Source organism: Hoeflea sp. AS16, assembly GCF_038900095.1.
In the GTDB taxonomy this organism is placed as follows: Bacteria; Pseudomonadota; Alphaproteobacteria; order Rhizobiales; family Rhizobiaceae; genus Hoeflea.
This window is the reverse complement of sequence record NZ_JBBMQQ010000002.1, coordinates 511,275-536,892: the sequence shown is the minus strand read 5'-3', so window position 1 is coordinate 536,892 and position 25,618 is coordinate 511,275. Positions and strand designations below refer to the sequence as shown.

Annotated in this window: 22 protein-coding genes; 10 read left to right on the top strand and 12 right to left on the bottom strand. The window is 61.4% G+C overall.

Annotated elements, in window-relative coordinates:
• Positions 1-6 precede the first annotated feature (6 nt).
• Both WNY80_RS07935 and WNY80_RS07930 read left to right on the top strand, forming a co-directional pair.
• A complete protein-coding gene (locus WNY80_RS07935) occupies positions 7-816 on the top strand; it encodes an HAD-IIB family hydrolase (RefSeq protein ID WP_342886804.1) in 810 nt (269 codons plus the stop codon).
• Between the two features lies 1 nt (position 817).
• Positions 818-2,035 (top strand): glycosyl transferase, encoded by a 1,218-nt coding sequence (locus tag WNY80_RS07930; protein WP_342886803.1) that lies wholly within the window; start codon positions 818-820, stop codon positions 2,033-2,035.
• Positions 2,036-2,126: 91 nt separating this feature from the next.
• On the opposite strand, the gene katG is transcribed toward WNY80_RS07930, so the two are convergent.
• Positions 2,127-4,307 (bottom strand): catalase/peroxidase HPI, encoded by a 2,181-nt coding sequence (gene katG / locus WNY80_RS07925; RefSeq protein WP_342886944.1) that lies wholly within the window; start codon positions 4,305-4,307, stop codon positions 2,127-2,129.
• Between the two features lie 260 nt (positions 4,308-4,567).
• Between katG and WNY80_RS07920 the strand changes: the two genes are divergently transcribed.
• Positions 4,568-5,464 (top strand): hydrogen peroxide-inducible genes activator, encoded by an 897-nt coding sequence (locus WNY80_RS07920; protein ID WP_342886802.1) that lies wholly within the window; start codon positions 4,568-4,570, stop codon positions 5,462-5,464.
• A gap of 69 nt (positions 5,465-5,533) precedes the next feature.
• On the opposite strand, the gene recQ is transcribed toward WNY80_RS07920, so the two are convergent.
• The 4 genes from recQ to WNY80_RS07900 all read right to left on the bottom strand — a co-directional run bounded on the left by recQ (position 5,534) and on the right by WNY80_RS07900 (position 9,559).
• Entirely contained in the window at positions 5,534-7,393 is a 1,860-nt protein-coding gene (recQ, locus tag WNY80_RS07915) for a DNA helicase RecQ (protein ID WP_342886801.1), read from the bottom strand.
• Positions 7,394-7,584: 191 nt separating this feature from the next.
• A complete protein-coding gene (locus WNY80_RS07910) occupies positions 7,585-7,932 on the bottom strand; it encodes a RidA family protein (protein WP_342886800.1) in 348 nt (115 codons plus the stop codon).
• 5 nt (positions 7,933-7,937) lie between these two features.
• Positions 7,938-9,056, bottom strand: coding sequence for an FAD-binding oxidoreductase (locus WNY80_RS07905; protein WP_342886799.1), 1,119 nt, complete (start codon positions 9,054-9,056; stop codon positions 7,938-7,940).
• The gene (locus WNY80_RS07900; RefSeq protein ID WP_342886798.1) at positions 9,053-9,559 is read right to left on the bottom strand and encodes a GNAT family N-acetyltransferase; all 507 of its coding nucleotides are present in this window, start codon (positions 9,557-9,559) and stop codon (positions 9,053-9,055) included. The genes WNY80_RS07905 and WNY80_RS07900 overlap by 4 nt, the downstream gene beginning before the upstream one ends.
• A gap of 324 nt (positions 9,560-9,883) precedes the next feature.
• On the opposite strand from WNY80_RS07900, the gene WNY80_RS07895 reads away from it, so the two are divergent.
• The 4 genes from WNY80_RS07895 to WNY80_RS07880 all read left to right on the top strand — a co-directional run bounded on the left by WNY80_RS07895 (position 9,884) and on the right by WNY80_RS07880 (position 14,461).
• Entirely contained in the window at positions 9,884-10,708 is an 825-nt protein-coding gene (locus WNY80_RS07895) for a substrate-binding domain-containing protein (protein ID WP_342886797.1), read from the top strand.
• Positions 10,705-12,972, top strand: coding sequence for an EAL domain-containing protein (locus WNY80_RS07890; RefSeq protein ID WP_342886796.1), 2,268 nt, complete (start codon positions 10,705-10,707; stop codon positions 12,970-12,972). Before WNY80_RS07895 ends, WNY80_RS07890 begins: the two co-directional genes overlap by 4 nt.
• 266 nt (positions 12,973-13,238) lie before the next feature.
• On the top strand, positions 13,239-13,367 hold the full coding sequence (locus WNY80_RS07885; RefSeq protein WP_342886795.1) for a hemin uptake protein HemP: 129 nt from the start codon (positions 13,239-13,241) through the stop codon (positions 13,365-13,367).
• Positions 13,364-14,461 carry an alpha-hydroxy acid oxidase gene (locus WNY80_RS07880; RefSeq protein ID WP_342886794.1) on the top strand — a complete coding sequence of 366 codons (1,098 nt, stop codon included), beginning with the start codon at positions 13,364-13,366 and terminating at the stop codon, positions 14,459-14,461. The genes WNY80_RS07885 and WNY80_RS07880 overlap by 4 nt, the downstream gene beginning before the upstream one ends.
• On the opposite strand, the gene WNY80_RS07875 is transcribed toward WNY80_RS07880, so the two are convergent.
• From WNY80_RS07875 to WNY80_RS07845, 7 genes are all read right to left on the bottom strand, one after another.
• Positions 14,446-15,291, bottom strand: coding sequence for a TonB family protein (locus WNY80_RS07875; RefSeq protein ID WP_342886793.1), 846 nt, complete (start codon positions 15,289-15,291; stop codon positions 14,446-14,448). The two genes, WNY80_RS07880 and WNY80_RS07875, sit on opposite strands and share 16 nt — an antisense overlap.
• Positions 15,288-15,764 carry a TonB system transport protein ExbD gene (exbD, locus tag WNY80_RS07870; protein ID WP_342886792.1) on the bottom strand — a complete coding sequence of 159 codons (477 nt, stop codon included), beginning with the start codon at positions 15,762-15,764 and terminating at the stop codon, positions 15,288-15,290. Before exbD ends, WNY80_RS07875 begins: the two co-directional genes overlap by 4 nt.
• Positions 15,765-15,769: 5 nt before the next feature.
• On the bottom strand, positions 15,770-16,645 hold the full coding sequence (gene exbB / locus WNY80_RS07865) for a tonB-system energizer ExbB (RefSeq protein WP_342886791.1): 876 nt from the start codon (positions 16,643-16,645) through the stop codon (positions 15,770-15,772).
• 3 nt (positions 16,646-16,648) lie between these two features.
• The gene (locus WNY80_RS07860) at positions 16,649-17,332 is read right to left on the bottom strand and encodes a Fe2+-dependent dioxygenase (RefSeq protein ID WP_342886790.1); all 684 of its coding nucleotides are present in this window, start codon (positions 17,330-17,332) and stop codon (positions 16,649-16,651) included.
• 63 nt (positions 17,333-17,395) lie between these two features.
• A complete protein-coding gene (locus WNY80_RS07855) occupies positions 17,396-19,768 on the bottom strand; it encodes a TonB-dependent siderophore receptor (protein ID WP_342886789.1) in 2,373 nt (790 codons plus the stop codon).
• Positions 19,769-20,384: 616 nt separating this feature from the next.
• A complete protein-coding gene (locus WNY80_RS07850) occupies positions 20,385-21,317 on the bottom strand; it encodes an MYG1 family protein (protein ID WP_342886788.1) in 933 nt (310 codons plus the stop codon).
• A 157-nt stretch (positions 21,318-21,474) separates the two neighbouring features.
• Positions 21,475-22,059, bottom strand: coding sequence for an XRE family transcriptional regulator (locus WNY80_RS07845; RefSeq protein WP_342886787.1), 585 nt, complete (start codon positions 22,057-22,059; stop codon positions 21,475-21,477).
• A 119-nt stretch (positions 22,060-22,178) separates the two neighbouring features.
• Here WNY80_RS07845 and WNY80_RS07840 point away from each other — a divergent pair, with 119 nt between their 5' ends.
• The 3 genes from WNY80_RS07840 to WNY80_RS07830 are packed head-to-tail and all read left to right on the top strand — an operon-like array spanning position 22,179 to position 25,617.
• Positions 22,179-23,312: an FAD-binding oxidoreductase gene (locus WNY80_RS07840; protein ID WP_342886786.1), complete on the top strand. Its 1,134-nt coding sequence runs from the start codon at positions 22,179-22,181 to the stop codon at positions 23,310-23,312.
• Complete coding sequence (locus WNY80_RS07835) at positions 23,309-24,595, top strand: TRAP transporter large permease (protein ID WP_342886785.1); 1,287 nt, start codon at positions 23,309-23,311, stop codon at positions 24,593-24,595. The genes WNY80_RS07840 and WNY80_RS07835 overlap by 4 nt, the downstream gene beginning before the upstream one ends.
• A gap of 44 nt (positions 24,596-24,639) precedes the next feature.
• Complete coding sequence (locus tag WNY80_RS07830) at positions 24,640-25,617, top strand: TRAP transporter substrate-binding protein (protein WP_342886784.1); 978 nt, start codon at positions 24,640-24,642, stop codon at positions 25,615-25,617.
• Position 25,618: the final 1 nt, after the last annotated feature.

Genomic DNA, 25,618 nt, shown 5'->3' with positions numbered 1-25,618 from the left:
GATGCCGTGAACGCGCCCGGCATTCAGGAACTGATCATCTTCAGCGACCTCGATGGCACGCTCCTGGATCACCGGACCTATTCCCACGCTCCGGCAGCACCGGCGCTTGAGCGGTTGCGAGAATTGCAGGTTCCGTTGATCCTCGCATCCAGCAAGACAGCAGCAGAGATCATTCCGTTGCGCCGGGAACTGGGTTTTGCCCATTGCGAAGCCATCGTCGAGAACGGATCTGGCATTCTTGAAGGGGGTGATGCGGACAACGCCACCGAAGACAAGTACCCATTGATCCGTCAGGCATTGGACCGGTTGCCGGCAACGCTTCGCGAACAGTACCAGGGATTTGCCGACTGGAGTACCGAACAGGTTTCAGAGCGGACAGGGCTTTCGCTCGCCGATGCCGGGAACGCCCGCAAACGCCGGTTCTCGGAACCCGGGCTTTGGCTTGGCAATGAACGGGACAAGGCCATATTTGTCGAGACACTCACCGCGATGGGCCTGACGGCCCAGCAAGGCGGCAGGTTCCTGACGCTGTCATTTGGCGGCAACAAGGCCGAGCGCATGGTGGAGATCGCAGCCCGCTATGCGACGCCGGGCAAAACGCCGTTCGTCGTCGCACTTGGTGATGCGAGCAATGATCTGGCGATGATCGAACAGGCTGATCTGGGCGTCATCATCCCCAATCCTGCCCACGACGGCATTCCGCAATGCCCGGGAGAAACCACCGGCCGGATCATCAGGGCAGATGCCGCCGGTCCCGCGGGCTGGAACCAAGTCATCATGTCTCTGCTCGACCGGGCAGAGAAGAACAGGAGTTGAAATGGCCGATTTTCACCAGAATGGCAGCGTGGCGACACTCCACAATCTCAGCCGTATGCCTCTGGAGGTCATGGAAGGCCAGCTGCACCAGTTTGCCGCCACCCGCAAGATCACGTTGATCCTGCCATCCCTGTTCTCCGAGCTCGGCCGCGATGCCCTTTCCAGGATCCTCGATGAACTGAGCGGGGCTACCTACATCAACCATGTCATCATCGGGCTTGATCAGGCCAATGAGGAACAGTACCGCTTTGCGCGCGAGTATTTCTCACGCCTGCCGCAGAAAACCGACATCCTCTGGAATGACGGCCCCCGCCTCAAGGCCATTCACCAGAAGCTGGAAAGCTCGGGCCTGGCGCCCAAGGAACCCGGCAAGGGCCGGAACGTCTGGTACTGCATCGGCTATGCGCTGGCCTCTCAGAACGCGGATGTCGTCGCCCTGCATGATTGTGACATCACCACCTACTCACGCGAGATGCTGGCTCGGCTGGTGTATCCCGTCGCCAATCCGGTGTTTCCCTACCAGTTCTGCAAGGGCTATTACCCGCGGATCGCCGATGGCAAGCTCAATGGCCGGGTGTCGAGGCTGCTTGTCTCGCCGCTGCTGCTGTCGATCCAGAAGGTCTGCGGCCACCTCGATTACATCGAATACCTCAAGGGGTTCCGCTATCCGCTGGCCGGCGAATTCGCCATGCGGGTGAGCATGCTGCCCGATATGCGCATCCCTTCCGACTGGGGACTGGAAATCGGTGTCCTGTCGGAAGTCTGGCGCAACCTGTCCAACCGCTCGGTCTGCCAGGTCGACATCTCCGATGCCTATGACCACAAGCATCAGGATCTCTCCAGGGCCGATGCCAGCAAGGGCCTGTCGCGCATGTCGGTCGACATCTCCAAGGCGCTGTTCCGCAAGCTCGCCACCGATGGCGTGGTTTTCAACCAGGAAACCTTCCGCACGATCAAGGCCACCTACTACCGGACAGCACTCGACCTGATCGAGATGTATCACAATGATGCGCTGATGAACGGACTGCACACCGACCGGCACCAGGAAGAGGAAGCCGTGGAACTGTTTGCGGCCAACATCGTCGCCGCCGGGCAGATTTTCCTGGAGAACCCGATGGAAACGCCGTTCATTCCGAACTGGAGCAGGATCCAGTCAGCAGACCCGGACCTGTTGCGCAACATGCATGAGGCCGTCGCCGCCGATAGCGCCGCGAGGTAACCGGGCCGCAACGGCCAAACGATTCTCCGGCACCACGCAATTCGGGCGCAGACGGGAAGTCCCATCCGCGCCCGAACATTGTCATGCCAAATCAGGCAGCGAGGTCGAAACGGTCCGCGTTCATCACCTTGGTCCAGGCGGCCACGAAGTCGTTCACGAACTTCTCCTTGGCGTCGTTCTGGGCATAAACCTCGGCGAGCGCCCGCAGCTGCGAGTTCGATCCGAACACAAGGTCGACACGGGAAGCGGTCCACTTCACCGCACCGGTTTTCCGGTCACGGCCTTCGAAGCTGTCCTCGTCCTTCGACGTCGGCGCCCACTCCGTGCTCATGTCACACAGGTTGACGAAGAAGTCGTTGGTCAGCACGCCCGGCCTCGCGGTGAAGACGCCCTGCTTGGAACCACCGTGATTGACATCAAGGGCACGCAGGCCGCCGACGAGAACCGTCATCTCTGGAGCGGTCAGCTTCAGCAGCTGTGCCCGGTCGATCAGCAGTTGCTCTTCCGGAATGGAGAACTTGGTCTTGAGATAGTTGCGGAAGCCATCGGCCACCGGCTCAAGCACATCGAAGGACTCCGCATCCGTCTGCTCCTGGCTGGCATCGCCGCGGCCGGGAGCGAAGGGCACCGCAACCTCGACGCCGGCAGCCTTGGCTGCCTTTTCGATGCCGACATTGCCGGCAAGCACGATCACGTCGGCCAGGCTTGCCCCGGTCTCCGCCGCGATCTTTTCGAGAACCGAAAGCACCTTGACCAGACGGGCCGGCTCGTTGGCTTCCCAGTCCTTCTGCGGAGCCAGGCGGATACGGGCGCCATTGGCGCCGCCGCGCATATCCGAACCGCGGAAGGTGCGGGCACTGTCCCATGCGGTGGCGACCATCTCGCCAATGCTCAGGCCGCTTGCCGCGATCTTCGCCTTGACGGCATTCACGTCGTAGCCGGTCGGTCCAGCCGGAATCGGGTCCTGCCAGATCAGGTCTTCGGCCGGAACTTCCGGGCCGAGATAGCGCGACTTCGGACCCATGTCGCGGTGGGTCAGCTTGAACCACGCGCGGGCAAAGGCATCGGCGAACTCGTCCGGGTTGGCGAGATAACGCCGCGAGATCGGCTCGTAGATCGGGTCGAAGCGCAGCGACAGGTCGGCCGTGGTCATCATCGGACGATGCTTCTTCGACGGATCGTGCGCATCGACGACCATGTCTTCTTCGTCAACGTCCTTGGCCAGCCACATGTTTGCGCCGGCCGGGCTCTTGACCAGTTCCCATTCGTATTTGAACAGGACCTTGAAGTAGCCCATGTCCCAGGTCGTCGGGTTCGGCTTCCACGCACCTTCAATGCCGCTGGAAATGGTGTCGCCGGCATTGCCGCTGCCGAAGCTCGACTTCCAGCCCAATCCCATCTGCTCGAGCGGGGAGGCTTCCGGGTCAGGGCCGACATGGGCAGCGTCGCCCGCGCCGTGGCACTTGCCGAAGGTATGCCCACCGGCAACCAGAGCGACGGTTTCCTCGTCGTTCATGGCCATGCGGGCGAAGGTTTCGCGCACGTCGCGGCCTGAAGCGACCGGATCCGGATTGCCGTCCGGGCCTTCCGGGTTGACGTAGATCAGCCCCATCTGCACTGCGGCCAGCGGGTTTTCGAGGTCACGCTCGCCGGAGTAGCGGCTGTTTTCCTTGTCGCTGGTGGCGAGCCATTCGGTCTCCGAGCCCCAGTAGACGTCTTCCTCCGGTTCCCACACGTCGGCACGGCCGCCGGCAAAGCCGAATGTCTTGAAGCCCATCGATTCCAGCGCCACGTTGCCGGCCAGGATCAGCAGGTCGGCCCAGGACAGCTTGTTGCCGTATTTCTGCTTGATCGGCCACAGCAGGCGGCGGGCCTTGTCGAGGTTGACGTTGTCCGGCCAGGAGTTGAGCGGCGCAAAACGCTGCTGGCCTGTGCCCGCACCACCGCGGCCATCGCCCAGGCGATAGGTGCCGGCGCTGTGCCAGGCCATGCGGATCATCAGGCCACCGTAGTGCCCCCAGTCGGCCGGCCACCAGTCCTGGCTGTCGGTCATCAGCGCGGTCAGATCCTTCTTCACCGCGGCGAGGTCAAGCTTCTTGAATTCCTCGGCATAGTTGAAGGTGCCGCCCATCGGATCGGACAAAGGCGAATTCTGGTGAAGCATCTTCAGATTGAGCTGGTTCGGCCACCACTCCTTGTTCGAGCGAATGCTCATGTTCGTGGCGCCGTGCACCACGGGGCATTTTCCCACTTTGTCTATGGCGTTCATTATTGTCTCCGATCCTACCTGCGTTGACTGGCTTCATCCGGGGATGAAATCCTGGAAGTCTTTGGGTTTGATAACCGTCACCCAAGGTCCGGTTCGTCCGGGTTCTCTGACCAACGACCGAGCGGCTCTCTTGGATGCCAAGGGTTATCGAGACAAGAAGCAGTTTGCAGTCTGCGCACTCCTCATCTCCTCGCATCAACGTATAGCAAGAATGCTCCATTGATTTAAGTTGTTTTAACTGATCACTCTGATAATTTGAAGTTATGAGAAGTCTGACACTCAAGCAGCTCCGCTATTTCGAGGCTCTGGCGCAACACGGCCACTTCGGGCGTGCCGCCCAGGCTTGCGCGATTTCTCAGCCGGCCCTGTCGGTACAGATCAGGGAACTCGAGGAATCGCTCGGGACCGGGCTGTTCGAACGCGGCGCCCGCCATATCCGGCTGACAAATTTCGGAGAGGAATTCGCCGGTCGTGTGCGCGCCATTCTCCGCTCGGTCGATGAATTGGGAGAACTGGCAATGGCATCGCGCGACCAATTGGTCGGTCGCCTTCGCATCGGCGTGATTCCGACGATCGCCCCCTACCTGCTCCCCGAGATCATCACTGACCTGACCGCGGCCAACAGCAATGTTGATATCCAGATCCGCGAATCGCTGACACCAATCCTGGTGCGTGAACTCGCCGACGGTCGCCTCGATGCAGCGATCGTTGCCTTGCCGGTCTCCGAACCGTCATTGACCGAGGTCTCGCTGTTCGAAGAGAAATTCGTGCTGGTGCGCCCCGTCGCAGACGAAGGCAAACCGGTGCCGGGCCACGAGGACTTGCGCGAGATGAAGCTTCTTCTGCTTGAGGAAGGTCACTGCTTTCGCGATCAGGCACTTTCCTTCTGCAACATTCAATCGTCACGGCCGCGCGAGATGCTCGACGCGAGTTCGCTTGCCACGCTGGTTCAGATGGTCGGCGCAGGCTTGGGCGTGACACTCATCCCCGAGATGGCCATTGCGGTGGAAACCCGCTCCGCACCGGTCTCGATCGCGCATTTCAGGGACCCGCAACCATCACGAACCATCGGCATGATCTGGCGCAAGACCAGCCCGCTTGCCAAGCAGCTCCGGCAGATCTCCGAGGTTGTCAGGAAAACAACAAGCGCCCGGGCGTAGGCCGGAAGAAAGCAAACCTCGAAAGCTGGACCGGACGTTCGCACATCGCCAGTGGCCAGGGCGGCGAACCTACCTTTGATGCGCCAGGATGACTTCCAGGAACTTGTCTCCGTACCGCTCGAGCTTCGACTGTCCAACCCCGGAAATGCCAAGCAGGGCTTCGTGATCAGCCGGCCGGTCCGTGGCAAACGCCACCAGCGTCGTGTCAGGAAACACAACATAGGGCGGCACCGCCAATTCCTTGGCAATTGCCATGCGGGCAGCACGCAGCGCCTCGAAAAGCTCCATATCTGCCTCTTCAAGCGCGGATTTGGCGCTTGCCGAACTGGATGAACTGCCCCGTGCTGCCTTGCCCTTGGTCGGCCGGTCCTTGCGGAAGCGGACTTCGCGCTCGCGCTTGAACACCGCGCGCGCTTCGGGTTCCAGCTTCAGCGCGCCGTAGGCCTCGTGATCGACGCTGACCAGGCCACTGGCGAGAAGCTGCCGGTAGACCGATTGCCAGGTTTTTGCCGGAATGTCCTTGCCCGCACCGAACACGGGCATGTCGACATGGCCGAAACGAATGGTTTTCTCGTTTTCATTGCCGGTCAAGACATCCACCAGGTGCCCGGTGCCGAAGCGTTCGCCGGTGCGATAGACAGCCGCCAGCGCCTTGATCGCGGCATCGGTTCCGTCCCAGGTCTCGACCGGCTTGAGACAGGTATCGCAATTGCCGCAATTGCCCGGATGCGCTTCACCGAAATGGGCAAGGATTGCCTGCCGCCGGCATCCCGGGGTTTCGCAGATCGCCAGCAGCGCATTCAGCTTGGCCCGCTCGACCCGCTTGATGTCGTCGCCCGATGCGCCACCATCGATCATCCGGCCGCGCTGGATCACATCCGCCATGCCGTAGGCCATCCAGACATCCGACGGCAGCCCGTCGCGCCCTGCCCGGCCGGTTTCCTGGTAGTAAGCCTCGACCGAGCCCGGCAGGTCGAGATGGGCGACATAGCGCACATTAGGCTTGTCGATCCCCATGCCGAAGGCAACGGTGGCGACCAGACAGAGATCTTCCTGCTTGAGGAAAGCATCCTGATTGGCGTCACGAACCTCGCGCGCCATGCCTGCGTGATAGGCGAGCGCACGGATCCCCTGCTTGTTCAGCCATTCCGCGGTGTCCTCCACCTTCGCACGCGAGAGGCAGTAGACGATGCCGCTAGATCCCTTGTGACGCGAGAGGAAACGCAACAGCTGCTGGCGCGGCTGGTCGCGTTCGACAATTTCGTAGGCGATGTTGGGCCGGTCAAACGAGGTCGTGTAAACCTCGGCCGATCGAAGCCCCAGCTTGTCGATAATGTCTTCGCGGGTATGCGGATCGGCCGTCGCCGTCAGCGCCATCCGCGGCACGCCCGGATAATGCTCCGCAAGATGCCCGAGTTCGCGATACTCCGGCCTGAAATCATGCCCCCATTGTGAAACGCAATGCGCTTCATCTATGGCGAACAGGGCAATTTTCGCATTGCCGATCATGTCCTTGAAACCCGAGGTGACAATCCGCTCCGGGGTCACATAGAGAAGATCAAGCTCGTCCCTGGCTATGGCTGAACGGACATCGGCGAATTCTTCGCGCGTCAGCGACGAATTCAGCGCTGCCGCGCGCACGCCCAGTTGCCTGAGCGCCTCGACCTGGTCGCGCATCAACGCGATCAATGGCGAGACGACAATCCCGACCCCTTCCCGGCACAGCGCCGGGATCTGGAAGCACAGCGATTTTCCTGCACCGGTGGGAAACAGCACCACTGCATCGCCACCTGAAACCACCTGGTGAACCACCTCTGCCTGCCGCCCGCGGAATGCCGGGTAGCCATAGACCCGGTTGAGGATCGCAAGCGGATCCTCAAAACCACTGTTGGCATGACGGGAGACGGCACGGTCTTGGGGTTGCTGCATGGAATCGCTTTCCTGAGAAGGCCTCGACTATGGCACAAAACCCGCTGCGATCGCGAGCACTTCGCCGGTATTCTCCCGGCCCGGACAAGAAAACGCCGCGCATCCCGGTCAATGCGCGGCGGGTAGTGTCAAAAACGTCCGGGAGCCCGTAAAGCCGGAACCGTCACCGGAACATACTTCGGGTACGCGGCTCAGACGGCAGCGATGCAGATGATTTCGACCTTGTAGTCGGGCGTGGCAAGCTTGGACTCGCCAGTGGCGCGCGCCGGTGCGTTACCGGGAGAAACCCAGCCATCCCAGACCGCGTTCATTTCGGCAAAGTCATCCATCGAGGCCAGCCAGATCGTGGCCTGCAACAACTTGCTCTTGTCCGAGCCCACCGAGGCAAGCAACCGGTCGATGTTGGCGAGGATATCCTGGGTCTGCTGCGTGACGCTGGCGCCGGCAGTACCGACCTGGCCGGCCAGGTAGACGAGACCACCGTGCACGACAGCCTGGCTCATACGCGGGCCGGTTTCGAAACGTTTGATGTCGCTCATGTGTTTTATCCCTGTTGCAAGTTCAATGTCGCCCGCCCGGGGCTGAGTTCTTCTATTATGGTTGGGGCCAGCGGCGATAGCCGTCCCAGGCACAAATCCGCAGCTAGTTGCGACAAGGCGGGCGCTGTCTGCATGCCATAACCGCCCTGCCCCGCGAGCCAGAAGAAACCTTCGGCGTCCGGGGCGAACCCGACCACCGGCGTTCTGTCCGGAGCAAATGTGCGCATGCCGGCCCAGCTGTGTTCCACTCTTGAAACCGGAATGGTCACGGCCTGTTCAAAGCGGTGAAGCCCCTCGGCAATGACCATGTCATCGGCCCACAGATCATGCGGCTCCACCGGGTCTTCGTCCGCCGGCGAGATCATCAACCTGCCCGCTTCCGGCTTGGCGTACCACTGGTCACCGGCATTGGCGAACAGCGGCCAGCGATTGATGTCCTGGCCCGCAGGCGCCGGAATCAGCACCGCCGAACGGCGCAAGGGCACCAGACCCAGAGTACGGACACCTGCCATCTGCGCCACGCTGTCGGCCCAGCCGCCACTGGCATTGATCAGCACCGGCGCGGAGAAATCTCCGGCCGGCGTCATCACCGTCCAGTCGCCGCCACGCCGGGAAATCGACCGCACCGGCGCACCGGTTACGATCTTGCCGCCGTGACTGCGCAGCTTGCGTGCGAAGCCCTGCAACATGCGGTCGACATCGATGTCCTGCGCATCCCATTCAATTGCGGCGGCGGCGATGGCGTCTTCCCGCAAGATCGGCACCAGTTCCTGCGCCTGCTGCGGCGACAATCGTTCGATACCATCGCTTCCGTCGAGATAGGCGTCAAAGCTGGAAAGGTCTTCATCCGTCGCCAGCAGCATTTCGCCGCGCGGCGACAGCAGGCTCGTGTCCGACACGCCTTCAGGATCCGTGAGAAAAGGTGCCGAAGCCGCATTCAGGGCACGCAAGGTGGCGTTACCGTAATTGCGGATGAAGATTGCCGCCGAGCGCCCGGAGGAATGATGGCCGATCATCGGCTCGGCCTCAAGCACGGTCACGCTCGCATCGGGCGCCAGCCGGGCAGCAGCACTGATGCCTGCGATGCCGCCACCGATAACCAGAATGTCCGAAGTTGCGGTCATCCTGCCTGATACCCGTTCGTGCCCACCGTCCCCAGAGCCTCGAAGGCTTCGCCGACAAGTGTCAGGTACTGGGTGTCGTTGGTATTGATGAAACCGGTCCGCTTGTAGAAGGCCAGGGCTTTCGGGTTGTCGTGATAGACATTCAGCTTGAGGAAACTTGCCTCCCACGCCTCAAGGCCGGCAGCGCGAACGGCGGCCAGAAGTTTCAGGCCAAGCCGCTTGCCACGTGCCTGCTCGGCCACCCAGAGGTCCGAAACGTAAATGCCGACAGATCCGTACACTGTGGAGAAGAACGGCGAATAGGCTGCGACACCAACGATACTGCCGTCCCCAGCCTGCGCCAGCAGCGCATGGAAGACAGGTTCCGGCCCGAAGCAGAAACGCGAGATATCGGCATCCCTCGCCCGGTGCTCGTCCCCCATATCCTCTGAAAGCTGCCTCAGCGCCTTGTTCAGGGCAGCCGCGTCCTCGGGTTTTGCCGGCCTTATGCTGATCTCGTCCATGTTCGAATTTCACCCTGTCTCTGTCTTTACCGTTCGTGACCGCGCGCATCACGCACCTGCCCCATCAACCGCAGTCCACGTGCGATGTCCATGCCTGTGGTTCTCGAAACCGGATGGCGGGATCTGCGGCTGGGGTTGTCCGCGTTTGCCTTGGCCGAAGACGGTCCGGTTTTGCAAGTGCGGCGGTGTCTTCGCATTGCTCTTGGCGCGTCTGGCCTGATCCGGCCGCATTTCACCAGGACCAGTAAGGAAACAGGGCCTCAACATTAAACCATTCTTTATTAGAAATGCTTCACATTAAGGCCTCAAGTACAAGAGGCACGCATGCGCAGCTCAAGAACCAAAGTGGTATCCATTCTCTCGATAGCGGTATTGACGCTGTGTTTCACACCCTTTTCTGCCGCGCAGGCCGAAACGCTGCGCATTGGCGGCACAGGTTCCGCGACGGTCCTGATGGAACGGTTGGGCGCTGCCTTTGCTGCCAGCGAAGCCGGAACCACAGTCGAGATAATCCCCGGTCTTGGCAGTTCCGGCAGCATTGCAGCCGCGATGGACAATGTTCTCGACCTCGCGATTTCCGCACGCCCCCTGAAGCCGGTTGAAACCGGGCTGAGCGAGGTGGCTGCCGTGCGCACGCCCTACGGTCTTGTCAGTTCCAATCCAAATCCCGGCGACATCAGCTCGGCCGACGTCGCCGCCTTTTTCTCATCGCCAACATCAACCTGGGCCGATGGCTCCCCCGTCCGGGTCATTCTCAGGCCCAGGAACGAGAGCGACACCGCGCTTCTGGGACAGACATTTCCGGGAATGGAAACCGCCATCGATCAGGTGCGGGAGCGCGTCGATGTTCCCATCGCCGCAACAGACCAGGACAATCTCGAGATGGCGAAGGCCATCGATGGATCGTTGGTGGGCACGAGCCTGGCGCAGGTTGTCACCGAAAGTCATCAGATCCAGTTTCTCACAATTGACGGCGTCGAACCGACACTGGAGAACCTGGACAACGGGCAATATCCCTACACCAAGCTCTACCGTTTCATTTATGCCGAAAATTCGACCCCGCTCGTGCAACGGTTCCTGGCATTCGTGAACTCCGGTGATGGCGCAATTCTGTTGCGCGAGGCAGGTTGCCTGCGGACCGTCCAGTGATCAATTCTGCTCGAACCAAGGGACGGATGCGCATTGCATTGGCGCTAAGCCTGGTGATTGCGCTGGTTCCACCATTCGTCCACGGTCTGGTTTCCTATCGCTACCAGATGCGGGCGATCGAGTTCCTTGCAGATATGCAAGCGGCCAGGGTGTCCAAATATATCTACGCACATGAGGCGATGTGGCAGTACCACAAGGTTCGCCTGACCGAGATCGTCGAGCTTCAGGTCCCGCGGTCCGTCCCCATTCGCCAGCGCATATACGACGCCGAGGGTGAGACTTTGCTCGAAGTCGGAGAACCCACCGGCCGGCCGTCTTTGGCAACCAGTGCACCAATCATTGTTGCCGGCACGGAAATTGGCCGGCTGGAAGTGATCTTTTCGGTTGCGTCGGAAGCGCTCGAGATTCTGCTGAGCGTACTCTTTTTCATGCTGCTCGGCATATTGATCTATTTTGGCCGTTCGATTCCGGTTCGGAAACTGGACGAGGCCATCCTCGAACTGGAAACCGCCAGAAACACCCTTGAACATCGATCCGGTCAGCTCAACGAAGCCCAGCATTTGGGTAAAATCGGCGATTGGAGCTACCAGTTCGATAAAGAGGCCCTCTGGTGGTCTGACGAGATCTACCACCTGCTGGGCTACGATCCGGAGGCTTTTGCAACCACGCGCGATGCCGTCATGGAGCTTTACGCCGATGACGGCGCAAGCCGGTTGCTGGCGGTGCAGGCCGAAGTTATCCGGCACAGCGTTGTCAGGAGCATCGATCTGAAGGTCCGCCGTGGCGACGGTGATATTGGATACTTCGCCATCACCACCAAGCTCAGAACCGACAGCGAAGGCCGCAAGAGTGGAATCTACGGCACCATCCAGGACATCACCGACCGCAAGGCGGCCGAGGAGCAACTGGAGATCCTGGCGTTTCACGATCCGCTTACCGGGCTGGCCAACCGGACCCTGTTTCACCGCCGGATCGACGATGTTCTTTGCCGCTGCGAGCGGACAGGAGAAAGCGGTGCGCTGCTGCTGCTCGACCTGGACCGGTTCAAGGATGTCAACGATACGCTGGGCCACTCTGTCGGCGATGCCCTTCTGGTCAAGGTCGCCCATCTGCTTGCACGCACATTGGGCAACGAACACTTTGTCGCCCGCCTCGGCGGCGACGAGTTCGCGATCCTGCTCGAAGGCGTGAGCGGCCAGGAAGAATGCGAACACATTGCCGCCGAAATCGTCGCCGTGGTATCCGGAATGACCGTCCTTGACCGTGTCGAGGTGACCGTCGGCACCAGTATTGGCATTGCCATCATCGTCGATCATGGCACCACATCGACCGATCTCCTGCGCAATGCCGATCTCGCCCTTTACTGTGCCAAGGAAGAAGGCCGCGGCCGCTACAAGATTTTCGAGCCCGGCATGGACGAAGCCGTGCAGGAAAAAGTCGCACTGGCTCTCGACCTTCGCAATGCGCTGGCAAACGATGAAGGCCTCTCGGTTCATTACCAGCCGCAGGTCGACCTTACGACCGGGCGGGTGATCGGATACGAAGCGCTGGCCCGCTGGAACCATCCCGTGCGCGGCAATGTCCCGCCGTCGCTGTTCGTTCCCATTGCCGAAAGCTCCCATCTCATCTGCGATCTGGGCTACTGGGTTCTCAGGCAGGCGGCCCTCCAGGCAAAGGAATGGCTCGATGCGGGTGCAGCGGCGCCCCTGGTCGCGGTCAATGTATCGGCGGCACAGATCTGGAATACGGATCTGGTCAACGATGTCAGCAGCGTTCTTGCCGAAACCGGGTTGCCCCCCGAATTGCTGTGCCTGGAACTGACCGAAAGCCTGCTGGCCGACCAGAATGAAAGCCGGGTGAGAACAGTGCTGAAATCGTTGAAGCAATGCGGTGTTTCGCTTGCGCTCGACGACTTTGGCACCGGCTACTCGTCGCTGGGATATCTGACCCAGCTTCCGTTCGACAAACTCAAGATCGACCGCATCTTCATTGATGGCGCTCCGGACTCGCGGCGCGCGATCGAACTGCTCAGGGGCATCATCGCGCTCGGACGCGGGCTCGGCATGACAACAATTGCCGAAGGCGCGGAGAAGCAGCAGGAGATTGCACTGCTGAAGGAACTCGGATGCGACCAGGTCCAGGGGTTTGTTTACGCCAGGCCGGCACCGGCCACTGAAGCCATCGCGTTTGCGCTCCGGCTGGACGCCGATGCAATGGCTGTGAAAATCAATTCGCAACAGACGGCAATGGCCTCAAGCGCGTAGCACCTGCGAAACGGCCAGATACCAAACATCAAAATGCAGCCGAGCGGATTGGCAAGACGGCACTTTGCCGGTGGACAAGGCTGCTCAAAATAAATATGAGTGGTTTTGTCATGTATTTTGAAACGCCCTCTTCCGCCGCAGGCGCGGGGTGAGGGACAAAACATCAGTTCGGGTATTTTATGCGTACATCCCATAGCCAAGCACCACTGTCCGTGGAGGCAGACACGGCAGCGTCAGAGGCTAAGCGGTCTCCTGCACCGCAGGCTTTGCCGCCGACCGAAACGATACCCTCAAGCGCACTGTTTCAGGACCGCCGCGAAATCACCATCGCCCACGAAGGCGCGCTCTACCGGCTGCGCATCACCCGCCAGGGCAAACTGATCCTCAACAAATGACGCCAGACCAGCCATCGGTGAATTTGCAGCCGACCCTGCGGGATTACGAAAGCCGGGCCCGCGCCATGTTGAGCGTTGACCGGTCAGCCTATTTCTTTGGTGGCGCGGCCGATGAACGGACGCTTGAAGCCAATCAGCAGGCCTTTTCCAAGCTGGAGCTGCTTCCGCGCGCACTGCGCGATGTGCGCGGCGGTTCGGCGGGCCAGGTCCTGCTGGGCCAGCCCATGCCGCATCCGATCCTTGTCGCGCCGGTCGCCTATCAGCGGCTTGTTCATCCCGACGGCGAGATCGCGATGGCAATCGGGGCTGGCGCGCAGGACACGGCCATGGTGCTGAGTGCGCAAAGCAGCATCGACGCCGCCGAAATTCGTGCTGCCGGCGACACCTGCAACTGGTTCCAGCTTTACTGGGGGCCATCACGAGATGCCAACCTGGCGTTGGTAAGCCGGATGGCCGATCTCGGCTTCACCGCAATCGTGCTGACGGTTGATGCACCGGTCCAGGGTGTTCGCGACCGCGAAACCCGCACCGGCTTCCGGCTGCCGCCGGATATCGCCGCCGTCAATCTGGCCGGCATGCCCGATCCGCAATTCGCTCCGCTGGCGCCCACCGAGTCGATCCTTTTCGACCGGATTGCCCATATCACGCCTCAATGGACGGACGTGGAATGGCTGTGCCGCAACTCTCCCCTGCCGGTAATCCTAAAAGGCATCGTGCATCCCGCTGATGCGCGAAAGGCAATCGAGGCCGGCGCCAGCGCCATCATCGTCTCCAATCACGGCGGCAGGGTGCTCGACACCATGCCGGCATCCATCAGCTTGCTACCCGCCGTCGCGAAAGCTGTCGACGGGGCTGTTCCGGTGTTGATGGATGGCGGCATCAGGCGCGGCACCGATGTTCTCAAGGCGTTGGCGCTGGGCGCCACCGCCGTGCTTGCCGGACGCCTGGCGATTGCCGGACTGACTGTCGCCGGCGCCGCCGGTGTCAGTCATGTCCTCAGGCTGCTGCGCGATGAATTTGAGATCGCCATGATGCTGACAGGATGCGCGACGCTCAAGGACATCACGCCGGACATCCTTTACCGGAACGAATAGCGGATCGGCGCCAGCAGCGTGAAACGATCGCCCTTGAGGTAGCTTGGCGGCGTCGGCAGCTTGCCGATTTCCTCAAACACGGCAAGCGCCGCCTCATCGAGCACCGGCGATCCAGACGATGTCTCGATCTCGGTGGACACGATCGTGCCATACTGGTCGAGCGTGAACCGCACCCGCACCTCGCCCTCGATCCGTTCCTTGCGCGCCAGCGCCGGATATTTCCGGACCTTCGAGATTCTCAACACGATATCGCGCTGCCACTCGCGCACCGCTTCCTTCTCTTCCGCGGTCAGGCCTTCACCGGTCGCCTTGCTGGTGTCCGAGGTTTCTTCGGTTGCAACTGCAGCGGCCGATGCGTCCGCGGCATCACTTTCCTGTGCACCGGTGGTGCTGGCCTGGTCGACATCTTCCGGCTTGTATTCAGTGGCGATCTCGTGCGCGAGATCTTCCGTTTCCTCGGCAGGCTCCGGGCTGGCGACACCGAACTTCAGGCTCTCGTCCTCCACCTTGTAGGGGATCTGGCTGAGGATCGGCTCATCCGCCGCCTTGGCCGGATCGACCACTTCGGGGCTTTCGGTGATGGTCGGGGCTTCCGCCGATTCCACCGCTTCGGCGCTGTCTTCCGCCATGTCGGCAGGTGCTGCAATCAGGTCGGACAGGTCAAACATGATGGCACCGGTGATACCGGCATCAACCTGCTGCTCGGCCGCCTCGACCGGTTGCTCCTGCAATGCGAGGTAGGACAGGCCACAGTGAAGCCCGACACTGACGACTGCGGCGCAGGCCCAGAACCAGACGCCGGATGTGCCACGCTGATAGACGAGGCTCATGGCTCCTGCCCTGCTCCCGTAACCGCACTGCCCGCAGGGCTCTGCTGCTCCGGTCCCACCGCACTTTCATCCAGCCCGACCAGGCCGATCTTCAAGAACCCGTCGGCCCTAAGAATATTCATCACCCGGATGAACTCGCCATAGGGCACCGATTTGTCGGCGCGGATGTAAAGCCGGGTATCGCGCTTTTGCATCGTGGCAATCCCGACATCGATATAGAGCCGTTCGAAACTGGTCTCGGTCTCGCCGACAGAAAGCGACAGATCCTCGGCGATGGTGATGAACACCGGCTTGAGCGGACGCTGCGGTGGGTCCGCGACAGCCACCGGAAGCTCGACCGGGATATCCACCGTCGACAGGGGGGCGGCCACCATGAAGATGATCAACAGCACAAGCATCACGTCGATAAACGGCGTGATGTTGATGTCGTGGTTTTCCGACAGTTCGTCGTCGTCGCCAATCTTGCCCGCCATGGCTCTTACTCCGCAGCCTCGGCAAGTTCGGGGACCGTTTGCACTGCCGCAACGTTGGGGGCCTGTTCGGCAAGATCGAGATCACGCGACAAGGTCCGCTCGACCAGTGCCGACACATCGGCAAGCATCACCTTGTAGCCGCCCAGCCCGCGCGCAATCAGGTTGTAGAAGATCACCGCAGGAATCGCCGCCACCAGGCCGATCGCGGTCGCAAGCAGCGCTTCTGCAATGCCCGGAGCCACTACGGCCAGGTTGGTGGTGTTGCTCTCGGAGATCGAAATGAAGCTGTTCATGATGCCCCAGACGGTTCCGAACAGGCCGACAAAGGGGGCCGTCGAGCCGATATTGGCGAGAACGCCGGTGCCCGACATCATGCTCCGGGCCGCGCCGGCTTCGATCCGGCCCAGTTCGGAGGAAACCCGTTCCTTGATCCCTGCCTTGCCAAGGCCTGCCGCAGCGCTGCGATCCCGTTCACGCAAGGCCGCATGCACCATCCGTCCGACAACGCCCTTGCTGTTGGAAAAGACGGCCGTGACCCCGGTCAGCGTCCCGTGCGCATCCATCCGCCGGAAGCCACGCTTGAGCCGGGCTCGTTGCCAGAACAGGTCGGCAGTCTTTGCAACGAAGATCAGCCATGTCAGCACCGAGGCGAAGGCCAGCGAAATCATCACCGCCTTGACCACCCAGTCGGCAGCCATGAACATGCCCATGGCGCTCAACTCGTCTTCACCGGCCCGCTGCAGCCACTCGGACAATCCGGCGACAACACCATCAAGCCACCCGCCCGGAACAGCGGACTGGACGGCATCCTGCGCGAACGCGCCTCCCGCCAGCACCGTAAGCGTGGTCAAAACACCATATCGGATCAGCTTCGTCTTCATGATTCAGGTCTCTGCCCAGGTGCGGATAAGGTTGTGATAAATGCCCGTCAGGCGAACGACTTCGCCGTCGCCGGTACCCAGCCGCCCGGCAAGCGACTGGATGGTCTGGTCGAGATCGAACAGCATGGTGCGGTGTGAATCCGAGCGGATCATGCTTTGCAGCCAGAAGAAGGACGCCACCCGCGCGCCGCGGGTAACCGGCACCACCTGGTGAAGGCTGGTCGCCGGATAGAGCACCATGTGCCCGGCTTCGAGCTTGACCTCCTGGGCGCCGTAGTGATCTTCGACGATCAGCTCGCCGCCGTCATATTCATCCGGCTCGCTCAGGAACACCGTCATCGACAGGTCGGTCCTCAGACGTTCCTGCGTCAGGTGATTGAGGCGGATGGCATTGTCGACATGGATGCCGAAGGTCTCTTCCGTCTCGTAGCGATTGAACATCGGCGGCAGGATTCTCAGCGGCAGCGCCGCCGACAGGAACACCGGGTTTGCGGAAAGTTTCTGCAGCAGAAATTGCCCGAGCTTGAGCGCGGCATCGCTCTCAACCGGCATCTGCTGGTTTCGCTTGACGCTTTCCGACTGGACACCGGCCGTCTTCGACCCGGATTCCCATTCGGCCTTGTCGAGCACCTCCCGGAAGTGGCGCACTTCATCCTTGCTCAGGATGTCGGGAATTGTGATCAGCATCTGGCTATCCCATCATGGGCGTTCCGGGCGAAAGCCGCCCGGAACGCTGTGTTGCATCAGGCCCTAGAACTTGGCCTTCAGGTTGAACGAGAACTCGCGGCCCGGCGCCACATAGGTGAATGGCGAACCGGAACGGTAGCCGGAGTCGTAGTAGGTCGTGTCAGCCACGTTGGTGACGTTGAACTGCATCTCCGCGTTTTCCGAGAACTTGTAGGTCGCCAGCAGATCGAGCGTGGTATAGTCCGGCAGCGTGTTGCCATTTGCAGACACGCTTCCAAGCTTCCTTCCGCCGGCATAAGTCACCCGGGCGCCCAGCGTCAGCTTTTCATTGTACTTGTAGGTACCCAGAAGGCTGAACTGCTGGTGTGCGATGTTGGCGATGTCCTTGCCGACTTCTGTCGGCGTGTTGCTCGCCAGGATCTTGCTGTCCATGAACACCGCGCCACCGAACAGGCTGATCCTGTCGGTCAGATTGCCCGACACGCCAAGCTCGATACCCGTCATGCTGTATTTCAGCGTGTCGAGATATTGCGTTGGCTCGGGACCGTTTCGGCCATCGGGATCGTAGTCCTCGCGTGCATCCGACTTGATCGTGCGGAAGACCGCGGCTGTCAGCAGCAGGTCATCATTGTACTCGTACTTGATGCCTGCCTCGTAGGACATGTTGCGTTCCGGAGCCAGAACCACGCCACCATTGTCCAGACCGCCGTAGAAACTGCCGCCCGCGGCGATTTCCTGCCCCGAGGGGTTCGACGAGCTGGCGACGGCCGCATAGAGGCTGGTGCTTTCCCACGGCTTGTAGGTGACACCGGCATTCCAGTTGAACAGCGTGTCCTTGCGCGACAGATCGGTGCTGCCAGAGCTGCGCTTGTTGTCGTAGAAGTCGACACGAACGCCGCCATTGATCAGCCAGTGCTCGTTCAGTTCGACCGTGTCGAGCGCGTAAAGCGACGTCGAACGGACCCGTGTGGTGGTCGCGCTGGTTCCCCGGACAGGCGCTTCACCAGACCAGCAACCCTCCCCGATCGGATCGGGATTGACGGCAGTCACCACACAACCGCGCTGCCCGGCCGGGGGGTTATAGTCTTCGCTCTGCAGATTATCGTAGGAGTAGGTATTCACCTTCTCGTCGCTGTAGCTCAGACCCGCCACATAGGTGTGGGACAGCCCGCCCAGCGAGGTTTCGCCGGTCAGCTCCAGCACGTCGGAGAACACATCGGTTTCCTGATAGCGGCTCTTGAAGCTCAGCGACACCTGCCAGTCGTTGATGTCGGTCGAGTTATTGGTAATCAGGCTGCTCGGTGCGGTGAGCACATAATCATTGATCGAACGGGAGTAGCGCGCGGTATTGGTGAGCCTTGCGCTGTCCGAGAAGTCGAAGATCGTCTTGACCGTCCCGACGGTCTGGGTCACGTCCTGGAAATCGCGGCCGACCACGCCGTAGAAGGTGGAACGGTCAACACCGTGCTCGGTCACCGGACCGCCATTGTTTGACAGGTAGGGTACACCCCAGTCCGGGGTCTGGTTGATCTCCGTATGCGAAATATCCGCTTCGATGGTGAACAGGTCGGTCGGCTTGATTGTCGCAGCCGCCGCAAACCCGCGCCGGTCATCCTTGACATTGTCGCGGCCGGCAACGTTGCCATCCTGAACCAGCCCGTTCAAACGGATCTGCAGCTGTTCATTGAAAGCATGGTTGTAATCGATCGTGGCGCGTTTGGTTTTCGCGCTGGTTACCGTGGTGGAAGCCTCGAAGAACGACACGTCCTTGGCCTTCTTGGTAACGATATCAAGCGCACCGCCGGTTGTTCCGCGGCCGCCGATCGTACCTGCCGGCCCCTTGATCACCTCGACCTGCTCGGTGTTGAACGTCTCGTGCACGCTGATGCCGGAATCACGGACGCCATCGACGTAAAGATCGTTGTTGGCCTTGAAGCCACGGATATAGATGTTGTCGCCGAAGGAGTTGCCGCCTTCACCGAACCCGAGCGAGATGCCCGGCGTGGTGCGTGCAATTTCACGAACCGAAGTCATGCCGGTAGCTTCCAGCACTTCCTTGCCGATTGCCGTGACGGTACGCGGCGTATCCGCGATGCTGCCGGGCAGACGGGAATTGGCCAACCGGTCGCTCTTGAACGGGGCGTCCGGATCGGCATAGGGGTTGCCGCGTGCAATTTCCTTGGCCTTCGCCGCAGCTTCAGCCGCAGCCTTTGCCTCAGCTTCAGCGCGCTGGTTGGCTTCCTCAAGCGCTGCGGCGCGTGCGGCCGCCGATTCAGCCTGGCGCTGAGCCCTTGCCGCTGCGGCCCGTTGCGCGGCCCGCTTGCTTGCCGCCGCGGCTTTCTGTTCCGCCGCCGCCGTTGCAGCGGCTGGTTCCTGTTGTTGGGTAGTTTCAACCTCGACGGTCGGAAGAACGATCGGCTCGCCGTCCTGAGCCATACCATGATGAGTGCCCACAGCAACAAAGCAGGCCGCTGCCACGGTGGCGCTCAACATGTCTGAAATCTGTGAGTGAGAATTTTTGCGATTGCCGGAAACCGGCGCGCCCCTGAGCGAGACCTTCATGTCCCATCCCCCATTAAAAAATACAAAGATTGGTGAGCCTCCCGAACGGACATGCCGATGGGAGAAGCGGGTTGGCTGGCTCACAATCCTCAAACAGGGAAAGTTGGCGGGCTACAATGAGACCCCCAATAGTTGACTCTTTTTGTCAAGTAAAGTGCCGGTGCACGGGAAAAAGCCACATCCATGCGCTAACGCCGCGCCTCAGCACCCGGAAAATTGGAAATAATATATTGTTTTTATGAGGTTTTTTCAGATAAGCTGATCACAAATCAAAAACCCTTCAGGCAGCCAAAACACGGCATCAATGTGGCAAATCTGCTACAGATTCGGATTGCAACCACGCTCCGTGGCCTATCGTTGGCGGACGATCGGTACGCCTTGGTGGCGGAAATCCGGGCAATGTCAGGGCACCCGGCGCATGAGCTGGACGCCCACCTCACCAACCTTTTCCCAGGTCACGGCTTCAAGCGATCCTGGCGTCAGCGTTCCGTCAGACCTGTCCGGTCGCGATTGCTTCTTTTACCGCAATATCCGCCATCGCCAGAGCCGCCTCGCGGGTCTTGGCAGCAGCAATGAAGCGGCCATTGTGGCAGAAACTCGCACCCTGAACGCCGCAAGCCGCTTCCAGGTCACCATTTGTCAAGCCAGCCCAGGCAGCGGGCAGATCGGCGCGCTGTTCAAATCCCTCATCCGCACGGCGAATGCCGGTCAGGCACCAGTCCTTGTCGCGCGGGTGAACCACGAACAGCAAATGATCCGCACCCGACTTCATGATCGCCGAACGGAACGGCATGCCCATCGGGAGTTCCAGCACCCGGCTTTCGCCCGCGCTCGAAACCGCCTGCAGCACCAGATCCTCGGCTCTGAGCTTTGCCGCACTTCCGGCGATCCGGGCCTCGAGAAAACTCCGCGCGATGGTCAGCGCTTCGCCGAATGCACGCTCCAGCGCCTCCGGGTCCGGCTCGTCGAAGACCGGCTTCAGGGTTTCAAGCAGAACCGGCAAGGTCAGCACCGCCAGCGGCCCGGCCACGGCCGGACTCATCGCACCGTTGTCCATCAGGTCGATCGGCAGGACGAAGCTCGCATCAAAGCCCGCGTGGACAGCCTCGACATGGGCATCGGGAAGTCCTGTCGCGGCAAGATAGTCACGACCATAATGCTTCCAGATCAGTCCGAAGGAGCTGTAGGGTTGCCCGTCTTCCCGCAGCGGCGCCCCACGCTGATGGTGATCGAAGATCCGCGCTTCGGCATCATAGGCCCCGCCGACATCATAGATGATCCGGTCAGACCCCGGTGTAATCCATTCAGGCGCCCGGCTGCGGACTATCCGCGCCTCGGGAAAAAGCCGGGTCAGAACGACGCTGGACAGCAGTTCGTCAGCATGGAAACCGCCGGAATGGGTAACGAGATATTCTGGGATCATCTGGGAATGCGCCTTGTTGTTTGCGGCAGTCTCGCCTGTGGCAGACACCTGATAGCCACAGTCGGACTTCAACTCAACCCGATCTGCCCAGGTTCGGCACGCAAACCCCGGACATCAACACCAAATGCAACCTGGCAAAGGGCTTCTCCCGCCCCGGTCAAATCGGCGCGCAGACCACCAGGATGCGGGCATCCTCTTCACCGCCCGAGGCATAGAGATGGCCGACGGCACTGTCGAAATAGATACTGTCACCCTCATTCAGGACCACCGGATCTCGGTTCTCGACAAACACCGTAACCTGCCCGGCCATGACGATCAGGAATTCCTGTCCGGGATGACGCACGAATTCTTCGAAATCGACCAGTTCGCGCGCCTTGAGCGATCCCATCATCGGGGTCATCGCCTTGTTCCAGACATCGGGAAACAGCATCTCGTAGACGTAGTTCCTGGTTTCCTGCATTTCGAACTCGCCCTTGCGGGCAACCGCGAAACTGCCGGGCGCGAAGGATTCGCCTTCGGCATTGAAGAACGCCGCCAGATCCACCTCCAGCGCCTGTGCCAGCATCGCCAGCCGGTCGTAGGTCAGCGCGATGATGCCGCGTTCCGCCTTGGATATCGTCGATATGACCAGGCCTGAGCGTTCGGCCAGCTCGGCCAGGGTCCAGCCCTTGTCCTGACGCAGCTTGCGCAGGCGGCGACCGAAGTCCTGCCGCGGGTTGGCGTTGTCAGTCTGTTTGCTCATGCCTGCACCGTGCGGGATAAACCGCGATTGCCTCGTCGATTTTCCAATTGGAAATATTCCTCTTTCCAAAAGGAAAATTAGTGTTAACCTCTTTCCGCTGGGACATTCAAGGGGAAGGCATGACCGCGCACCAACACTATGACATCATTGTCATCGGCGCCGGAATGGCGGGGGCCTCGGTCGCCGCCGAATTGGCAGGCACGGGGCGCGTGGCGCTCCTCGAGCGCGAAAACCACCCCGGCTACCACACCACCGGACGCTCTGCTGCGCTTTATACCCAGGCCTATGGTCCACCCGTAATCAGGGCGCTCTCACGCGCTTCTCACACCTTCTTTCTGGGGCAGGGACCAGGCAATCCACCTGCAGGCCTTTTGCGCTCGCGCGGGGCATTGTTCGTGGCCCGGGCCGATCAGGCCGACAAGCTCGACGCCATGCGCAGTGCTTTGGGTTCGGTCGTCGAGCCGCAGACCGCAGAACAGCTGCGCACCCGTTCGCCGCTGCTGCGCGACGGTTATGCGAGCGCCGGTCTCTTCGACAACTCGGCTGCGGATATAGAGGTCCATGGCCTGCACCAGCATTACCTGCGCCATTTCCGCGCCGAAGGCGGGTCTCTGATCACAAAGGCGGAAGTCACAGGCCTGAACCGCATCGGCGCTGACTGGCAGGTCGAAACCCCGGATCAGATCCTCCACGCACCGATTGTCGTCAATGCGGCCGGCGCCTGGGCCGATGTCATCGCCGGGATGGCCGGCGTCGCCACCAAGGGGCTTCGCCCGCTGCGCCGCACGGCGCTTCTGGTCGACCCGCCTGCCGGAATTGTTCCCGATGCCTGGCCGATGGTCGTCGATGTCGAAGAGCAATTCTATCTCAAGCCCGACGCCGGCAAGCTGCTGATCTCGCCAGCGGACGAAACCCTCTCCGAGCCCTGCGACGCCCAGCCGGAAGAGCTCGACATCGCCATCTGCGTCGACCGCATTCAAACCGCCTTCGATCTGCAGATCAGGCGCATCGACCACAAATGGGCCGGGTTGCGCAGCTTCCTGCCCGATGGCGACCCGGTGGCAGGCTACGCTCCCGATGCACCCGGCTTCTTCTGGTTGGCCGGCCAGGGCGGATACGGCATCCAGAGCGCGCCGGCGATGGCGCGCAGCGCCGCAGCACTGGTTCGCGGGAATGATCTGCCCGGCGATGTTGCGGATCTGGGGGTAACGGCCGCCGCACTGTCGCCCGCACGCCTGCGGATTGCGGCATGATGGTGCTGGTCTTACTTGCCGCAGCGGCGCTGCTGTTTTCCGGACTGGCGATTGCCTATGTGATCGGCGGCGCCGCGGTCCTGGCCTTCATCGCCACAGACAATGCACGCTACCTGGCGATCCTGCCGCAGCAGATATTTTCCAAGATCGACGTCTTCGCGCTGATGGCAATGCCATTGTTCATACTTGCCGGCGAACTGATGAACCGCGGCGGTATCACCGGCGCGCTGATCAACCTGTCGATGGCGCTGGTCGGCCGGATCCGCGGCGGCCTTGGCCACGTCAACATCCTGACCTCTGTGTTCTTTGCCGGGATCTCCGGCTCGGCGGTGGCCGACGCTGCGGCCTTGTCCAACACGCTGGTTCCGGAAATGACCCGGCGCGGCTACACCCTGACCTACGCCAGCGCCATCACCGCGGCCTCGTCGATCATCGGACCGATCGTGCCGCCCTCGATCATCCTGATCTTCTACGGCGCGCTGATGGGCACCTCCGTCACCGCATTGTTTCTGGCCGGAATCGTACCCGGACTGATCCTCGCCGCCGCACTGCTCATCCTCAATGCATTTTATGCGATGCGCCAGCAGCATCCCCGTGTCGAGAAAGCCGACATGCCGCCGCTGCTGCCGACCTTTCTGCATTCCCTGCCCGCGCTCAGCCTGCCCATGATCATTCTCGGCGGCATCGTCTTCGGCCTGATGACCCCGACCGAAGCCGCCGCTGTCGCGGTCTTTGCAGCCCTTGGTGCCGGATGGTTTTACGCGGGTCTTTCCACCGCCGATGTTCTCGAAAGCCTGCGCCGCACCGCCATGCTCTCGGGCTCGATCTTCGTCATCATCTGCGCCGCTTCCGCGCTGGGCCATCTTGGTGCGCTCGAACGCATTCCCGAGATGATTTCAGTCATGGTGGTGGACTGGGGTCTGGGTCCGGCGGGCTACATGCTGGCGATGAACGTGATCTTTCTGCTGGCCGGCATGGTGCTCGACATCCCGGTCGCACTGGCGCTGCTGGTGCCGCTGCTGGCCCCCGTCGCCCTCGAACAGGGCGCCGACCCGGTGCATCTGGGCATCGTGCTGTGCTTCAACCTGTGCATCGGGCTGGTCTCGCCGCCGATGGGAGGCTGCCTGCTGGTGGTCTCGACCGTCACCGGGGTGAACTACTGGAAGCTGGCCCGCGCCATCATCCCCTTCGTTCTTGTCCAGATCGCGGTGCTGGCGCTGCTGATCCGGATGCCTGCCCTCAGCCTGGCCTTGCCCCATGCCTTCGGCCTGGGCGGTGGCTGAGCTATCATGAAGCAAAAAGAAATTCATAAAGGAGAGGAACTGAAATGATCTACTCGAAAATCCTGAGCGGCGCCTTGTTCGCCGCAGCCCTGACCCTGGCCGGTGCGGCCAATGCCGAGATCAAGATCGCACTCGACAGCCCGCCCGACCTGGAAGGCTCCGGCAGCTATGTCTGGGCCCACACCTTCAGCACCTATCTCAACGAGCACGGCATGCCGGCCGAGGAATTCGCCCGTGGCAGCATCGGCGGCGATGACGAACTGTTCGACCAGGTCAGCCAGGGCCTGCTGGAAGTCTCCCTGTCCCCGCTCAACATCGTCGGATCGCTCGACAAGCTGATCTACGGCCTGCGCCTGCCCTATTTCTTCGCCGACGAGATCGAGGTCGACCGCGCCCTCAACGAGGGCGGCATGATGGAGAAAATCAATGCCGCCACGACCAAGGGCGGCGTCCGCGTCATCTCGGTCAACCACGTCGGCCAGGCGAGCGGCATCTTCAACACCAAGAAACCTGTCACATCGGTGGCCGACATGGCCGGGCTGAGAATGCGTGCGCTCGATGAGAGCCAGATCGAGCTCTACAAGGCCTGGGGCGCCGCCGGCACCATCGTCAGCTGGGCGGAAGTGCCAAATGCGCTGCAGACCGGAGTTGCCGATGGCTACATGAACCCCGCCTTCGTGCCGCTTCTGTTCGGGCACACCGATTTCCTCAAGTTCTACACCGATGCCGCCGTTTCTCCGGCGTTGCGCATCACCATCGTGTCGGAAGACTGGTACCAGGGACTGAGCGAGGCTGACCGCGCCACGGTAGACGCCGCCGCCGCGGCCGCAACGGCTGCAAACCGCGAATGGCTGAAAACCCAGGATGCTGTTCTGGGCAAGCTGGAAGCTGCCGGTGTCAAGATCGAACGTCTGGATCAGGCCGCGCGCGACGCGTTCCGCGAGGCATCCGCCCCGGCTTACAATTCCGATCTGCTGAGCCAGGAACAGATTGCGGAATGGGAAGCCGCAAAGGGCAAGTGAG

Excerpts from the sequence above, each read along its gene's own strand:
- WNY80_RS07845 (WP_342886787.1), bottom strand. The coding sequence starts at position 22,059 with ATGAGCAAACAGACTGACAACGCCAACCCGCGGCAGGACTTCGGTCGC.
- WNY80_RS07900 (WP_342886798.1), bottom strand. The coding sequence starts at position 9,559 with ATGGACGAGATCAGCATAAGGCCGGCAAAACCCGAGGACGCGGCTGCC.
- WNY80_RS07860 (WP_342886790.1), bottom strand. The coding sequence starts at position 17,332 with ATGCTGATCACAATTCCCGACATCCTGAGCAAGGATGAAGTGCGCCAC.
- WNY80_RS07830 (WP_342886784.1), top strand. The coding sequence starts at position 24,640 with ATGATCTACTCGAAAATCCTGAGCGGCGCCTTGTTCGCCGCAGCCCTG.
- recQ (WP_342886801.1), bottom strand. The coding sequence starts at position 7,393 with ATGCAGCAACCCCAAGACCGTGCCGTCTCCCGTCATGCCAACAGTGGT.
- WNY80_RS07905 (WP_342886799.1), bottom strand. The coding sequence starts at position 9,056 with ATGACCGCAACTTCGGACATTCTGGTTATCGGTGGCGGCATCGCAGGC.
- exbB (WP_342886791.1), bottom strand. The coding sequence starts at position 16,645 with ATGAAGACGAAGCTGATCCGATATGGTGTTTTGACCACGCTTACGGTG.
- WNY80_RS07835 (WP_342886785.1), top strand. The coding sequence starts at position 23,309 with ATGATGGTGCTGGTCTTACTTGCCGCAGCGGCGCTGCTGTTTTCCGGA.
- WNY80_RS07930 (WP_342886803.1), top strand. The coding sequence starts at position 818 with ATGGCCGATTTTCACCAGAATGGCAGCGTGGCGACACTCCACAATCTC.
- WNY80_RS07855 (WP_342886789.1), bottom strand. The coding sequence starts at position 19,768 with ATGGCTCAGGACGGCGAGCCGATCGTTCTTCCGACCGTCGAGGTTGAA.
- WNY80_RS07840 (WP_342886786.1), top strand. The coding sequence starts at position 22,179 with ATGACCGCGCACCAACACTATGACATCATTGTCATCGGCGCCGGAATG.
- WNY80_RS07875 (WP_342886793.1), bottom strand. The coding sequence starts at position 15,291 with ATGAGCCTCGTCTATCAGCGTGGCACATCCGGCGTCTGGTTCTGGGCC.
- WNY80_RS07880 (WP_342886794.1), top strand. The coding sequence starts at position 13,364 with ATGACGCCAGACCAGCCATCGGTGAATTTGCAGCCGACCCTGCGGGAT.
- WNY80_RS07895 (WP_342886797.1), top strand. The coding sequence starts at position 9,884 with ATGCGCAGCTCAAGAACCAAAGTGGTATCCATTCTCTCGATAGCGGTA.
- WNY80_RS07850 (WP_342886788.1), bottom strand. The coding sequence starts at position 21,317 with ATGATCCCAGAATATCTCGTTACCCATTCCGGCGGTTTCCATGCTGAC.
- exbD (WP_342886792.1), bottom strand. The coding sequence starts at position 15,764 with ATGGCGGGCAAGATTGGCGACGACGACGAACTGTCGGAAAACCACGAC.
- WNY80_RS07920 (WP_342886802.1), top strand. The coding sequence starts at position 4,568 with ATGAGAAGTCTGACACTCAAGCAGCTCCGCTATTTCGAGGCTCTGGCG.
- WNY80_RS07910 (WP_342886800.1), bottom strand. The coding sequence starts at position 7,932 with ATGAGCGACATCAAACGTTTCGAAACCGGCCCGCGTATGAGCCAGGCT.